This window comes from Pelagerythrobacter rhizovicinus (assembly GCF_004135625.1).
GTDB classification, from domain to species: domain Bacteria; phylum Pseudomonadota; class Alphaproteobacteria; order Sphingomonadales; family Sphingomonadaceae; genus Pelagerythrobacter; species Pelagerythrobacter rhizovicinus.
In genome coordinates, this window is sequence record NZ_SDPV01000001.1 from 1,454,296 (window position 1) to 1,468,597 (window position 14,302).

11 protein-coding genes and 1 tRNA gene are annotated in these 14,302 nt (G+C 64.0%); 3 read left to right on the forward strand and 9 right to left on the reverse strand.

The features are described from left to right. Nucleotides 1–12: 12 nt before the first annotated feature. The 8 genes from ETX26_RS06940 to aspS form a co-directional block, all read right to left on the reverse strand. Entirely contained in the window at nucleotides 13–3,087 is a 3,075-nt protein-coding gene (locus ETX26_RS06940) for a TonB-dependent receptor domain-containing protein (protein WP_129523886.1), read from the reverse strand. Nucleotides 3,088–3,215: 128 nt separating this feature from the next. Then, a complete protein-coding gene (locus ETX26_RS06945) occupies nucleotides 3,216–4,115 on the reverse strand; it encodes a LysR family transcriptional regulator (RefSeq protein ID WP_129523887.1) in 900 nt (299 codons plus the stop codon). A gap of 463 nt (nucleotides 4,116–4,578) precedes the next feature. After that, nucleotides 4,579–4,655: transfer RNA gene (locus tag ETX26_RS06950), tRNA-Met, on the reverse strand. Between the two features lie 89 nt (nucleotides 4,656–4,744). After that, nucleotides 4,745–5,275: a 2'-5' RNA ligase family protein gene (locus tag ETX26_RS06955; RefSeq protein WP_165271715.1), complete on the reverse strand. Its 531-nt coding sequence runs from the start codon at nucleotides 5,273–5,275 to the stop codon at nucleotides 4,745–4,747. Continuing rightward, a complete protein-coding gene (gene mltG, locus ETX26_RS06960; protein WP_129523889.1) occupies nucleotides 5,272–6,243 on the reverse strand; it encodes an endolytic transglycosylase MltG in 972 nt (323 codons plus the stop codon). Before mltG ends, ETX26_RS06955 begins: the two co-directional genes overlap by 4 nt. Before the next feature lies 1 nt (nucleotide 6,244). After that, complete coding sequence (fabF, locus tag ETX26_RS06965) at nucleotides 6,245–7,504, reverse strand: beta-ketoacyl-ACP synthase II (protein WP_129523890.1); 1,260 nt, start codon at nucleotides 7,502–7,504, stop codon at nucleotides 6,245–6,247. A 159-nt stretch (nucleotides 7,505–7,663) separates the two neighbouring features. Beyond that, nucleotides 7,664–7,900, reverse strand: coding sequence for an acyl carrier protein (locus tag ETX26_RS06970; protein ID WP_047805955.1), 237 nt, complete (start codon nucleotides 7,898–7,900; stop codon nucleotides 7,664–7,666). Between the two features lie 75 nt (nucleotides 7,901–7,975). Further along, entirely contained in the window at nucleotides 7,976–9,796 is a 1,821-nt protein-coding gene (aspS, locus tag ETX26_RS06975) for an aspartate--tRNA ligase (protein ID WP_129523891.1), read from the reverse strand. A gap of 155 nt (nucleotides 9,797–9,951) precedes the next feature. Between aspS and rnd the strand changes: the two genes are divergently transcribed. Continuing rightward, nucleotides 9,952–11,154 carry a ribonuclease D gene (rnd, locus tag ETX26_RS06980; RefSeq protein WP_129523892.1) on the forward strand — a complete coding sequence of 401 codons (1,203 nt, stop codon included), beginning with the start codon at nucleotides 9,952–9,954 and terminating at the stop codon, nucleotides 11,152–11,154. A 91-nt stretch (nucleotides 11,155–11,245) separates the two neighbouring features. Next, complete coding sequence (locus ETX26_RS06985) at nucleotides 11,246–12,142, forward strand: hydrogen peroxide-inducible genes activator (protein ID WP_129523893.1); 897 nt, start codon at nucleotides 11,246–11,248, stop codon at nucleotides 12,140–12,142. A gap of 27 nt (nucleotides 12,143–12,169) precedes the next feature. Here the strand turns inward: ETX26_RS06985 and pgsA are convergent, their stop codons facing one another. Beyond that, complete coding sequence (gene pgsA, locus ETX26_RS06990; RefSeq protein ID WP_129524195.1) at nucleotides 12,170–12,763, reverse strand: CDP-diacylglycerol--glycerol-3-phosphate 3-phosphatidyltransferase; 594 nt, start codon at nucleotides 12,761–12,763, stop codon at nucleotides 12,170–12,172. Between the two features lie 113 nt (nucleotides 12,764–12,876). Here pgsA and ETX26_RS06995 point away from each other — a divergent pair, with 113 nt between their 5' ends. Further along, nucleotides 12,877–14,232 carry an MFS transporter gene (locus ETX26_RS06995; RefSeq protein WP_129523894.1) on the forward strand — a complete coding sequence of 452 codons (1,356 nt, stop codon included), beginning with the start codon at nucleotides 12,877–12,879 and terminating at the stop codon, nucleotides 14,230–14,232. Nucleotides 14,233–14,302 lie beyond the last annotated feature (70 nt).

Below are 14,302 nucleotides of genomic sequence, written 5' to 3' on the forward strand. Positions count from 1 at the left end.
TGCCTTTTGCGCTCAGAACCGCTTCCGGATCGAGGCGTACCAGTAGCGGCCCCGGCTCGAATGCAGCGCTCCCAGATAGCCGAAACTGCTATCGGCAAGCGGCGGCTCCTCGTTCGTCACGTTGCGCACGCCCAGGCGAAGCCGTGTGTTGTCGAGCGCCCCCTTGTCGAACGTATATTGCACATAGACGTTGGCGTAGGCCCAGTCGTCCACCACCCACTGCGTGCCGTCGTCCAGCGTTGCACCGGTATCCTTGACCGAACTGACGTAGCGGCCGAACACGCCGGCGCCGAAGTTGCCGAGGCGCCAGGTGAGCGAGGTTGAAAGCCGCCAGCGCGGGTTGCCATCCTGCCGCAGCAGACCTTCCGCGCCGTCGACCACAAAGCCCTGGAAGATCTCGCCCGCCGCCTGGGCGTCGATGATCTCCTGCGCTTCAGGCGAGGGTTCCTGGTCGAACCGCAGCAGGTGGGCCGCGTTGACGTTCAGTGTAAAGTCGCCAACCGCGGTATCGTCGAGTTCGTAGAGCAGCGTAAAATCGATTCCCTCGATCCGGCGCGGCAGCAGATTCATGTACCGGTCGCTCACGAAGAGGATTTCGCCCACCGGCTCCAAGCCGGTCCCTGCGAAGTTATCGATATCTTCCTGCGTCGGTGTATCGCGGACGACCGCGGGATTCGATGAGCCGCGGGTGCGTAGGAGATAATCGTAGGCGATCTGGTTGTCGTCGCCGAAGATGCCGACCACGTCCCTCTGATTGATCCGCCAGTAATCGACTGTCGCCGTGATCCGTCCAAAGCGGTTGTTGGCGATCATGGGCTGGAACACGACGCCAAGGCTATAGGAATCGTTCGTTTCCGGCCCCAGTTCGTCACTGCCCTCGCGCTGACTCACGACCGACTGCGACCGGCCGCAATCGTCGAGGCTGGCGATCCGACCCGCGCGCAGGTCCGCCTCGCAGCGCACGTAGTCGAGCCGTCCGTTGCTGCGCTCCAGCCCGTTCTCGTTGATCTGCACCAGGTTCGGTGCGCGGAAACCTTCCGAATAGGAGCCGCGGAACTTGAGCCAGGGAAACACCGTCCAGGCCGCCGCCACCTTGGGTTTCAGAATCTCTCCGACGTCGGAGTAGCTTTCGAAACGGGCTGCGGCCTGTACTTCGAACGCCCGGACGAGCGGGATTTCCATTGACGGGCTGATGACCGGAATGGCGAACTCGAGATAGGCCGAGGCGACATCCCGCTCCCCCGAAGAGTCGGGCGTAGCGCTGGAACCCAGCAGGTCGCTGGTGGAAATGTCGCCCGACACGGGATTGGTGAAGGTGATGGTCCCGTCGAGCCGCTCGTCGCGGTCGTCTTTGAACGCCTCGTAGCGGAACTCACCGCCGAACGCGACGCCAACGTCGCCGGCAGGCAGAGCGAACAGGTCAGGCCGCGAGACGCGCAGGTCCCAGAGGCCGAGCTGGGATTTGTTCGTGCGATAGGCGTCTACCGTGATCGCATCGATGATCGCCTGGTCATTGCGCGTGGTGTCGCCGTTGGAGAAATCCTCCAGATTGCCGCCGTTGAAGACGTTGTAGGCCATCGGCGTTTCCAGCGCGAGCGACTGCTGCAGCAGCGTGTTGCTGATCCGGTTGGACTTGTCCTCCGTCTCGGCTTCGGACCAGAGGAGAGCCGATTCCCAATTCCATCCCTCGACTTCCCCCCGCAGGCCGGCAAGCAAGCGATAGCTGGTGTTCTTGACCTCGATCACCTCCGGACCGGCGTCGACGAAGCGATAGTCGTTGAGGACCATCGCCACGCCTTCATCGGGGATATCGAGCCCGGGCAGGCGATTGGGGTTCACGCTGCCGTCGGAAAAGTGCGTCGGACCGAACGGATTCCAGTAGTTGTTGGCCGGCACGATGATGTCGACTGCGGTCAGCGGCGCATCTGCTTCCCGATGGGTCGTGTAATCCGACAGGTAGAGGCCGGCTTCGGCAAAAAGCTCCAACCCGCTGTCGAACTCGTGGTTGGCGAACAGGAACGAATTGAAGCGCTGTGTATCGCCCACGATCCAGCGATCGTGCGCCAGATTGTAGCGGTACATCCGGTCCTCGTCGTTGACCGAGTTCTGCGTGCTGTTGTCGGCGCACAGACCGTTACCGAGGTCCGCGAGGCAGCCGGCGATCGTGTCGGGCTGGATATGCCAATAGTCGCTCGGCGAGGTGATGGCCGTTCCGTTCTGATGGACGGTCGCCGTATAGCCGTAGAGCTGGAATTCGCCGAACGGCGAGTTGGTCGAACGGTTGTCGAAATCGGTATCGCCCTCGAACGGTGTTCCGTCGACGAGCCATCGGGTATCGTAATTGCGCGCATAGCGCCGATCGCTTGCTGGCATTCCCTCCCGGGCGAGATAATCGACGAACAGCGAGACATTCGTGCGGCCTTGGTTGAAGGTATGCCCCAGCGCCGCGTTGCCGCTGAACTCGCGCAGCGACGTACCCTCGGACCCGCCGTACTGGACCTCTGCGGTCACGCCGTCGAAATTGTCGCGCAGCACGGTGTTGACGACGCCGCCCACGGCATCGGTGCCGTAGATCGCGGCCGCGCCGTCGCGCAGCACCTCTAGCCGGCGGACACCAGCAACCGGGATCGCGTTCGCGTTGACCGACGTGACCGGGACGAGGTTTTCCGTCTGATATCCGGGATGAAGCACCATCCGGCGACCGTTCAGCAGGACGAGAGTATTTCCCGTCCCGAGCGACCGCAGATTGATCGAAGCGACATCGCCGCGCGCGTCGTTGATGCCGCCGGTAGTGCGCTGTTCGTTGAACCCCACATCGCCGGCTTGGGGGATGGCGCGAAACAGCTCATCACCGGAGGATGCGGCGATTGCGTCGATACCGTCTGCATCGAGCACGGTGACCGGCAGCGTCTCGGTGATCTTCGACCCCCTGATCTGGGTGCCGACGACCACGATTTCGGCGTTCTCCTCCGCTTCCTGCGGCTCGGGAACGGCGACCGGCTCCGGCTGCGCAAGCGCCGGGGCTGCTAGACCGGCCGTGGTCGCCATGAAGAATGCGCGCATGAGCGTGCGCTTGGAGCGTGTCATCAGCTTCCCTCCCCTGGAAGAATGAGTGTCTAGCGGCCCGGCCGCCTGTTGCACTTTTGTGGCACCGCAGCGATCGAGAAGGCAAGAAAGCCCGTCCGATAAACAGTTCGCATCGATATAGCCTGAGGTTATACTCTCTGCCCGGGCCTCGTGCTCAGAATGTCCTCTACCGTGTCGAGAAATCCCGACAGCAACGGTGCCTCTGCATTCTCCTGGAGGAAATACGCCGACACCGGTGCGACGATCGGTGTTCGGAACCGATAGAGCCCGATGACATCGCTGCGCATGTCGCGTGCGGTGAACTCGTCGACCACCGTCACTCCCACGCCGCGCTCCGCCAATGCGAGGGCGACGTAGTAGGTTCGCGCCGTGACAACCTCGCGCGGTACGACCCCGAGGCGGTCGATCTCATCGACCAGCACGGCGCCCGACGGTCCGCTGTCGCGAAGCCCAATGAAGTCCCGATCTGAAAGGTCCTCGATGTCGACCACTCCGTCGGCAGGCACGTACTGGTCCTTTCGTGCCGCGACCAAGAGCTCGATCTCGCCGATCTGGCGAACCGCCAGTCTGGACTTGGCGGCGGCTCCGTAGCCGATCGCCACATCACATCCGCGCTCGTACAGCGACGAGGCGATGTCGCGCGTGTGAAGCGTGTCGAGTTCGAAGCTGACGTCGGGATGCTCTGCCCGAAGGCGGGCAATCGCCTCCGGGATCACGCCAAAGCCCAGCGAAGGCAAGAGCCCCAGCTTTATATGTCCGCCCCTGCGCGAACCGATGTTCTGCGCAGTCCGCCTCAGCGAACGGATCATCCGGTAGACCTCGTCCACTTCGCCGAACAGTTCGTGTCCGGCTTCGGTCGGCTCGAGCCGCCCCTTGCTGCGCCGGAAGAGTGGATAGCCGAGCTGGTCCTCAGCATGGCGCAGCACTTTGCTGACCGAGGGCTGGGAGACGTTCAGCTCTTGAGCGGCGCCGGTGACCGAACCTGTGCGATAAACGGCGTAGAAAACTTCGATATGTCTGAGGCGCATCGGCTCCCTTTAATGGCCGTCCGACAGCACGCAACCGTTCGCGGCCCCGCCGATTGCCGGCATCGTGCAGCATTTGCCGCAGCAATCCATCGGACGCCGCGGATTGTCGCTGCCCTTGAGCGATGCTTCCTCGACAGTGACGCCGCCAGCGACAAGCTGGCGATGATAGCCAGTGATCCGCTAGTTCGCGCCACCCGGCTTTCTCGATCGGAAGGCCGGAACGCTCCGAGCTCAGTTCTATATTGGTTTTTGCCCGCGCAAATGCGCCGTTTGACGCGCCGACCTTCTTCCCTGCCCGGAACGATCACACGAATTCTCACACGAGTGACGTCAAAGCGGGGGCAAAGAATGGCCGATCTGACCATGCGACGAGTGTGCGAAATGTATGATTCCGGCGCGCTTCGCCACCTCAAGGCCGACGGAAAACCGCCGAAAATGCGACGTCCTGGAAGCGATTCGCGAATGGTAGCGGAGGAGGGACTCGAACCCCCGACACGCGGATTATGATTCCGCTGCTCTAACCACCTGAGCTACTCCGCCCCACGGGGCTTATGCCGGCCGCGCAGCGGCTTCGGCGCCCCCGCGGGTGCGGGGGCAGGCGGCGCATTTAGGGCGGGCTTGCGAGCCGGTCAACCTCGGTTTTTGCCGCGGAACGGCCAGCGCTTGACGAACTCCCACGGCCCGCCGCGATAGTAGTACAGCGCAAGCGCGGGAAAGCTGAAGCCGCGCGGCTCGATCTCGGCCGCGAGCGTGCGTTGAAGCTCGCGCGCCGCCCGCACCGGCACTTTGTTCTGGATGGTGACGTGGAGGCGCGGCTGGTGCGCGTCCTGCGCTGTCAGCAGGCCGTGAAACCGCGCGGCCAGCTCCTCACGAAGCATCAGCATCGCGGGACTGAAAAGGCGCAGTGCGGTGCCCTCCCCAAGCGGCAGGATTCCCTCGAGTCGCGCTGCGGGCGGCGCGTACCGGGCCGCGGCCGCGGCGAGCTCGTCGCGAACCTCGTTCTCGGCACTTGGCGGAAGCACGTGGAACAGGGTGACATGCGCTTCCAGAACGTTGCGCTCGGGCGGGTAGTGCGCTGTGCGCAATCGCGTCGCCCAGCGGTGGAGGTCCGGCGGCAGTTCTGCCGTGACGATCAACGGCGCAGATGCCGCTCCGGTCACATCTCTCCACGTGCGCGGCGAATGGCGAACCACTTGTCGACCGCTTCCTGGTGCGCGGCATAGTCCGAATTAAACACGTGCCCGCCCGTGCCGTCGGCGACCATGTAAAGCGCGTCGGTTTTCGCGGGATTGAGTACCGCGGCAATGCTCTCCCGCCCCGGGTTGGTGATCGGGCCCTTCGGAAGGCCCGCCATCGAATAGGTGTTGTAGTCGTTGATCGCCGCAATCTCCGACTGGCGGATGCGGCGGCCGAGCGGTTTGCCCTTCGTGATCGGGTAGATGATCGTCGGATCCGCCTGGAGGAACATGCCGTCCTTTACCCGGTTCGAGTAGAGCCCCGCGACCATCCGCCGCTCCTTCGGCAGCGCGGTTTCCTTCTCGACGATCGAAGCCAACGTCACCGCCTCCTCGATCGTATCGACGGCGATGTCCTCCCCGCGTTTGGGCCACGCCTCAGCGAGATAGTTACGCATCGCCGCCTGCATCCGCGCGAGAACCGCGGTCCGCGCCTCCCCTCGCTCGAAAGCATACGTGTCGGGCAGGACGGAGCCTTCTTCAGGCACCGGAATCTCGCCGGTCAGCAGCGGCTCCGCCATCAGCTTCTCGTAGACGAGAATCGACGGCATGCCCTCGGGAATGGTGATGAAGCGGCGGATCACCTCACCGTGCTGGAACGTGTCGAGAATGCCGCCCTGCCCGATCCCTGCCGGGAGGCGGAACTCGCCGGCCTGTATCGGGTCGGAGCTGCCGAGCAGCTTGGCACGCAGCAGGAAGCCGTCGGCCGAAGTGATCAGCCCCTCGTTCTCCAGCTTGTGCGCGACGGCTGTCAGCGTCGCGCCCGACGGGACGATGAACGCCGTATCCTTCTGCACCTGCGCGGAGCCGAAGGCCAGGCTGCCGAACACCACGGCCGTGAGCAACGCCAGGGCGGCGAGCGCCCCGGCGACGATGCAGCCGCGCCGGCGCATGTCAGTCGACCTTCTTCATCACCAGGCTGGCGTTGGTCCCACCGAAGCCGAAGCTGTTGTTGAGCACGGCGCGAACCTCCCGCTTCTTCGCCTCGTGCGGGACAAGGTCGACGCCTTCGGTCCCCTCGTCGGGGTTATCGAGGTTGAGCGTGGGCGGAACGATCTGGTCGCGGATGGCGAGGATGCAGAAGATGCTCTCCACGGCACCGGCGCCGCCCAGAAGGTGCCCGATGGCGGACTTGGTGCTGCTCATCGACGCGCCGCCGAGGTCGTCGCCCATTACGCGCTTGACCGCGGCGAGCTCGATCGTATCCGCCATCGTCGAAGTGCCGTGCGCGTTGACGTAGTCGATCTCGGAAGGCTCGAGACCCGACTTTCGGATCGCCATGCGCATCGCGAGTTCGGCGCCCTTCCCTTCCGGATGCGGCGCCGTGACGTGGTAGGCGTCGCCCGAGAGACCGTAGCCGACCACCTCGGCATAGATCTTCGCACCGCGCGCCTTGGCGTGCTCGTACTCCTCGAGCACCAGCACGCCCGCCCCTTCGCCCATGACGAAACCGTCGCGGTCCTTGTCGTAGGGGCGGCTCGCTTCGGTCGGGCGGTCGTTCATGCTCATGTTGAGCGCGCGTGCCTGCGCGAAGCCCGCGACGCCCAGCGGGTTGATCGTGCCTTCCGCGCCGCCTGCGAGCATCACGTCGGCGTCACCCTCGCGGATCATCCGTGCGGCGTCTCCGATCGAGTGCGCGCCAGTGGAGCACGCGGTCACGACGGAGTGGTTCGGCCCCATCAGGCCGTACTTGATCGAGACCTGTCCGGAGATGAGGTTGATCAGCCGGCCGTGAACGAAGTGGGGACTCACGCGGCCGGGACCGCGCTCGTGCAGCACGATCGATTCGCTCTCGATTCCGGGCAGACCGCCGATGCCCGAACCGATCGAGACGCCGGTGCGCTGCTTGAGATCGTCATCCATCTCGGCGAGGCCGGCGTCCTCGAGCGCCTGACCGGCGGCATCGATGCCATAAATGATGAACGGATCGACCTGCCGCTGGACCTTATGATCAACGCGCTTGTCGGGGTCGAAGCCCCATTCGTGATCCTTCGCCTTCACTTCGCAGGCAATGGTGCACTTCTGGTTGCTCGCGTCGAAGCGGGTGATCTGCCCCGCTCCGCTCTTGCCGGCGATGAGGTTCTTCCATGTCGTCTCGACGTCGCCCCCCAAAGGGGTCACGAGGCCCAGACCGGTTACGACCACACGGCGCATCTGCTTCTCCAAACTCAATCGGCCCCTGTCTGAACGCACAACAGGCCCAACCCGTTCGGGCTGAGCCTGTCGAAGCCCCGCTTTTTCTTCTGGTGTTTCGACCGAAAGAAGAACGGCCCCTCGACAAGCTCGGGGCGAACGGGGGATGAGGCTTGCGCGTTAGCCCTTGTGCTCTTCGATGTACTTCGTCGCATCGCCGACGGTGGTGATCTTCTCGGCCGCGTCGTCGGGAATCTCGACGCCGAATTCTTCCTCGAAAGCCATCACCAGCTCGACGATGTCGAGGCTGTCGGCGCCGAGATCGTCGATGAAGCTCGCATCCTGGGTCACCTTGTCGGCTTCGACGCCCAGATGCTCGACGACGATCTTCTGCACGCGGTCGGCGGTATCGCTCATACTATGCCCTCTGTGTATTGGGGTTAAATGTTGCTTTCGCCCTAATGAACGGCGAACGCGCTGGCAAGTGCCCGCTCAAGCGTCCCCGGCCCGATCGACGCGCGTATCCTCGCCCGGCTGCGGCTTCGGCGCATCGACGGTGCGGATGTGCACGTCCCGAAGCTGGCGCGGGCTCACCATGGAGGGGGCACCCATCATCAGATCCTGTGCACGCTGGTTGAGCGGGAAAGCGATGACTTCGCGGATGTTGGGCTCGTCGGCCAGCAGCATGACGATGCGGTCGATCCCCGGGGCCGAGCCGCCGTGCGGCGGCGCACCGAGCTTGAACGCCTCGATCATGCCCGAGAAGTTCGCGTCGACGTCCTCCTTCGAATAGCCGGCGATCTCGAACGCCTTGTACATGATGTCCGGCCGGTGGTTCCGGATCGCGCCCGAGGACAGCTCGTAGCCGTTGCAGACGATGTCGTACTGCCAGGCCTTGATGGTCAGCGGGTCCTCGTTCTCCAGCGCCTCCATCTCGCCCTGCGGCATCGAGAAGGGATTGTGGCTGAAGTCGACCTTCTTCTGCTCCTCGTCATACTCGAACATCGGGAAGTCGACGATCCAGCAGAACTTGAAGCAGCCCTGCTCGATCAGGCCGAGCTCCTCGGCGACGCGGGTCCGCGCAGCACCGGCGAGCTTGGCCGCGTCCTTCTCCTTGCCCGCGGCGAAGAACAGGCCGTCGTTCTCGCCTAGCCCGAGTTCGGCATAGAGCTTCTCCATGCCTTCGGTGCCGTGGTTCTTGGCGATCGGGCCGCCGAACTCGCCGCCCTTGCGGGTGACGTAACCTAGCCCGGCGAAGCCTTCGCGCCGCGCCCAATCATTCATGTCGTCGAAGAATTTGCGGCTCTTCTCGTGCGTGTTCGGCGCGGGAACGACGCGAACGCGCCCGCCGGAGCCGACGATCTTCTCGAACAGGCCGAAGCCGGACGTTTGGAAGTGATCGGTGACATCCGAAATGATCAGCGGATTGCGCAGATCCGGCTTGTCGGTGCCGTACTTCAGAATCGCCTCGGCATAGGGGATACGCGGGAACTCGCCCGCGGGCGTCACGCTCTTGCCGTTCGCGAATTCCTCGAACACGCCGGCAAGCACCGGCTCGATCGCCTGGAACACGTCTTCCTGCGTGACGAAGCTCATCTCGAAATCGAGCTGGTAGAACTCGGGGCTGCGGTCTGCGCGCAGATCCTCGTCCCGGAAGCACGGTGCGATCTGGAAATAGCGGTCGAAGCCGGCGACCATCAGAAGCTGCTTGAACATCTGCGGCGCCTGCGGGAGCGCGTAGAAGCGGCCCGGGTGCAAGCGGCTGGGCACGAGATAGTCGCGCGCGCCCTCGGGGCTGGAGGCGCCGAGGATCGGTGTCTGGAACTCGGTGAAACCCTGCGCAGTCATACGGCGACGGATCGAAGTGATGACCTGACTGCGCAGCATGATGTTGCGGTGCATGGTCTCGCGGCGAAGGTCGACGAAGCGATACTTGAGGCGGATATCCTCCGGATATTCTTGTTCGCCGGCGACCGGCAGCGGAAGTTCTTCGGCGCGGCTTTGCACCGCCACCCCACGCGCGAAGACCTCGATCTCGCCCGTCGGCAGGTTCGGGTTCACCGTACCCTCGGCCCGCGCCTTGACCTCGCCGTCGATGGTGACGACCGACTCCAATTTGAGCCCGTCCAGCACCCCCAGCGCCGGGCTGTCCTCGTCCGCGACGATCTGGGTCAATCCGTAGTGGTCGCGCAGATCGACGAACAGCACCCCGCCGTGATCGCGCTTGCGATGGATCCAGCCCGAGAGACGAACAGTTTCGCCGACGTTCGCCTTCGCCAGTTGTGCGCAGTTGTGGGTACGATAGGCGTGCATCTAAAATCTTTCCATTTTCGGAGCTATGGCGCTAAGGGCGCGCCACCGATGGCGCACCGCGGCATGTCGCGCGCGCTAACAGGGGAAGCACGGGCCTTTGTCAAGGCACCGGGCACCCGAGTGGCGGTACTCCGCCCCACGACAGAAAAGATCGAATGAAGATACACGACCTGATTACCACCACCGACGCGCTCGCTGCGCTGTGCGAACGTCTTGCGAAGTCCGACTTCGTCACCGTCGATACCGAATTCATGCGCGAGAACACCTACTGGCCGGAACTGTGCCTGGTGCAGATCGCCAATGACGAGGAAGCCGCGGCGATCGACCCGCTGGCAGACGGGATCGACCTCGCCCCCCTGCTCGACCTGATGTGCGACAACGAGGACGTGCTCAAGGTTTTCCATGCGGGCGGGCAGGACGTCGAGATCATCTACAACCTGACCGGCAAGACCCCGCATCCGATCTTCGACACGCAGATCGCCATGATGGCGGTCAGTCAGTCGGAGCAGATCGGCTATGCCAACCTTGTCGAAGCGTGGCTCGGCATCACGGTCGACAAGGGCGCCCGCTTCACCGACTGGAGCCGCCGCCCGTTGACCGCCCGACAGATCGAATACGCGATTGGCGACGTCACGCATCTTTCCAGGATCTTCCCCAAGATCCTGAAGAAGCTGATGAAGACCGGACGCGGCGAATGGCTCGATGCCGAGATGGAGAAGCTCGCCGATCCGGCCAATTACCGCAACGACGCGGGCGAGGCGTGGCGCCGTATCCGCCAGGCCGGCCGCAATCCGGCCGTGCTCGGCCGGCTGAAGGCGCTTGCCGCCTGGCGCGAGAGCGAGGCGCAGCACAAGAACATCCCCCGCGGTCGCATTATGCGCGACGAAACGCTGGCCGACATTGCAAGCCATCCGCCGAAGCAGCAGGCCGATCTCGTCAAGGTGCGCGGACTTTCCAACGCCTGGAAAGACAACGACATCGGCAAGCGGCTGATGAAGGTGCTCGAAAAGGCCGAGCCGCTGCCCGCCGACGAGATGCCCGACAAGCCCAAGCGCGGCGCGCCGCTCGGCAAGGAAGGCGCGCTGGTCGCCGATCTGCTCAAGCTGCTTCTCAAGATTCGCACACGCGAGATCGACGTTGCAGCCCGGCTGCTCACCCGCTCGGATGAAATGGAGGCGCTCGCCGCAGGCGTACGCAAGCTGCCGGTCCTCCAGGGGTGGCGTTACGAGGTATTCGGACGGGATGCGCTCGACCTGGTCGAAGGCAAGCTCGCCTTCGCGGTCAAGGGCGGCAAGCTGAATATGACGCACATCGACGACGCGGCAGACGACATGGCCGAGGCGGAAGCGGCCGAGTAATCCTTCGGGGGTCTTCGCGATGCCGCTCGGCCACTCCCAAGCCGCTCCTCGGAATGAGGGATGTGTTCCTTAGAGGGCCCGTTATCTAGCAATGTCCACCTATCTCCCCACGATCAAGCAGCTCCAGTATCTCGTGGCGCTGCACGAGCATGGCCATTTCGGGCGCGCGGCGGAGGCGAGCTTCGTCTCCCAGTCGACCCTTTCGGCCGGCATCCGCGAGCTCGAATCGCTGCTCGGCGTGACGCTCGTCGAGCGCAGCCGCCGCGTGGTGCGCTTCACCACGCTGGGCGAGCAGGTGGTCGAGAAGGCACACCGCCTGCTGCGCGAGGCGGAGGAACTGTCGGACCTCGTCCGCGCGAGCGGCAAGCCGCTGTCGGGCACGCTGCGGATGAGCGTGATCCCCACGATCGCCCCCTTCATGCTGCCGCGCATCCTGCCGCGGCTGCGCCGCGAACGTCCGGATCTCAAGCTCTTCCTGCGCGAGGAGACGAGCAACGACGCGGTGGAGAGCCTACACCACGGACGGGTCGACTGCGTGCTGCTCGCCCTTCCGTTCGCGACCGGCGAAGTCGACATGGCGCATATCGCCGACGACCGGCTCTATGTCGCCTTCCCGAAGGACGATCCGCGCGATCCGCCCGCAGCCATCCCGCCTTCGATGATCGACGAGGGGCGACTGCTGCTGCTCGAGGACGGGCACTGCCTCAAGGAACACGCGCTCGCCGCCTGCAACCGGCCCGAACTGCGCGCCTCGGCGACGATGATCGGCACAAGCCTGCACACGCTGGTGCAAATGGTGAACAATGATCTGGGACTCACGATGCTGCCCGAAATGGCGATCGATGCGGGTATCCTTCACGAAACGGAGGTCGTCGCCCGCCCGCTCAAGTCGCAAGCCGCCAGCCGCGAGATCGCGCTCATCTGGCGCAAGAACTCGCCCCGCAAGGCCGATTTCGAGCTGCTGGCTGAGGAACTGAGGGCCGGCTAGGACGCGTTGAGGGCCCGTGAGCGCCGCTTAGTCCATGTGCTTGATACCGACCCGCAGGTAGTCCCAGCCGGTAATCACCGTCAGCACGGCGGCCGTCCAGAGGGTCACAATGCCAACGAGGTGCGGCACGTTGAAGCTCGTATCGCCAAACGCCATCATCCAGCCCGGCAGCGCGCCGCCCAGAATGAGCGCTCCGAGCGAGATCATCTGCGCTGCGGTCTTCCATTTGGCAAGTTTGCTGACCGGCACCGAAACCTGCAGCGGCCCGAGAAATTCCCGCAGGCCGGACACGGCGATCTCGCGCATCAGGATGACAAGGCCCGCGATGACATGGAAATCGCCCGCCACCGGACCGCGCAGCCACCCCTGCGCCGTCAGCACCAGGATCACCGCGGCGACCATGATCTTGTCGGCAATGGGATCGAGAAACACGCCCAGCTTCGAAACCGTACCGCTCGCACGCGCCAGATAACCGTCGAAATAGTCGGTAACGCCCATCAGACAGTAGAGCGCGAAGGCGAGGAGATATCCGAAAGCCCAACTTGGCCACCACAACAGCGCTACGAGGAGCGGTATCGTCACAATACGCGACAGTGTCAGGATGTTCGGCAGGTTGAGCACGGCCACCTTCCTAACGCCTCCTTCCGCAGGGAAAAAGCCATGCTTTCCACTTGTCCGCGCTGTCCTGCACTCTACAGGAAGCGCAGGCCGCAACGGGATCGGACGCAAGACGCATGACCACATCGACGCATATCCTGCGCCGCCGCCGATTCCTGCCCCTGTTTGCAACGCAGCTTTTCAACGCGTTCAACGACAACCTCTACAAGACGGCGATGGTCCTGTTCGTGGTCTACGTCGTCTACAATTCCGAGGCTGAAGAGGCGATGTTCAGCGCGGTCGCGTCGGGCGTATTCATTCTCCCCTTCTTCGTTCTCTCTGCGCTGGCCGGTCAGCTCGCCGACATGAGCGACAAGGCCCGTATCATACGTGTGGTGAAAGCCTGCGAGATAGGGATCATGGCGGTGGGCGGCGCGGGTCTGCTCATCGCCTGGCAGGACGTCGAATGCGCCGCCACGGCCGGACGATGCGTCATTGCCCCTCCGTCGGTCCTTGCGGATGTGGCAATTCCGCTGCTGCTTGCCGCCCTGTTCGCGATGGGCGTTCATTCGACCTTCTTCGGTCCGATCAAGTACGCGATCCTGCCCCAGCACCTGAAGCCGGAGGAGGTTCTCGCCGGCACCGGCCTGGTCGAGGCGGGAACTTACATCGCGATCCTGTTCGGCACGATTCTCGCTGGCTGGATTCCGGTGGAAGCAGCCGCCGCGTTGGTTTTCGCCGTCGCGATCGTCGGATATCTGGCCTCCCGTCACGTCCCGCCTGCTCCAGCGCAGGGCGAGATCGAGCCGATCGACTTCAATATCTTTCGATCCTCGTTCGTGCTGGTACGCAATACGATGCACGACAGTCGCGTGTTCCTGGCGATCATGGCGATCAGCTTCTTCTGGACGATCGGCGCGGTCCTGTTCATCCAGTTCCCTCCTCTCGCCAAGAACGTGCTCACCGCGAGCCCGGAGGTTGCCAGCCTCTTCCTGGTGGTGTTCTCGGTGGGCGTCGCGATTGGCTCGGTCTCGGTCAATGCGCTGCTCAAGGGCACCGTATCCGCCCGCTATTCGCCGCGCTCGGTAATCGTGATGGCGATGTTCGTGGTCGCGTTCTACGTCGTGTGTCGCGCGTGGACACCAGCGCCCGGCGACATGCTGATGAATGTCGGCCAGTTCATGGCGCAACCACTGGCGATCCCGCTCCTCGTCTGCCTGCTCGGGATCGCAGTCGCTGGCGGAATGTTCGTCGTGCCGCTCTATGCCTTCCTGACGACCTTCGTGCCGCAGACACAAACCGCACGCACGATCGCGGCGAACAATATCGTCAACTCCGGCGCCATGGTGGCGGGCGCGATACTCGCGATGGGGCTGAGCGCGGCGGACGTCGCGATCGTGGACCAGCTCCTGCTGAGCGCCGGCATGTGCCTGATCTCAAGCTGGCTGGGAAAGAAGCTCTACCTCGCGGAGTCGCCTGCGGCGGCGGATTGAACGGTCAGGCGATGAACGCGGTGATCCCGACAACGCCGCTGACGTAAACAGCTGCGAAAGAACGCACTTC

Bases quoted from the DNA above. Each gene is read 5' to 3' on its own strand.
- ETX26_RS06940 (WP_129523886.1), bottom strand. From the start codon at position 3,087: ATGACACGCTCCAAGCGCACGCTCATGCGCGCATTCTTCATGGCGACC.
- ETX26_RS06945 (WP_129523887.1), bottom strand. From the start codon at position 4,115: ATGCGCCTCAGACATATCGAAGTTTTCTACGCCGTTTATCGCACAGGT.
- mltG (WP_129523889.1), bottom strand. From the start codon at position 6,243: ATGCGCCGGCGCGGCTGCATCGTCGCCGGGGCGCTCGCCGCCCTGGCG.
- fabF (WP_129523890.1), bottom strand. From the start codon at position 7,504: ATGCGCCGTGTGGTCGTAACCGGTCTGGGCCTCGTGACCCCTTTGGGG.
- ETX26_RS06970 (WP_047805955.1), bottom strand. From the start codon at position 7,900: ATGAGCGATACCGCCGACCGCGTGCAGAAGATCGTCGTCGAGCATCTG.
- aspS (WP_129523891.1), bottom strand. From the start codon at position 9,796: ATGCACGCCTATCGTACCCACAACTGCGCACAACTGGCGAAGGCGAAC.
- rnd (WP_129523892.1), top strand. From the start codon at position 9,952: ATGAAGATACACGACCTGATTACCACCACCGACGCGCTCGCTGCGCTG.
- ETX26_RS06985 (WP_129523893.1), top strand. From the start codon at position 11,246: ATGTCCACCTATCTCCCCACGATCAAGCAGCTCCAGTATCTCGTGGCG.
- ETX26_RS06995 (WP_129523894.1), top strand. From the start codon at position 12,877: ATGACCACATCGACGCATATCCTGCGCCGCCGCCGATTCCTGCCCCTG.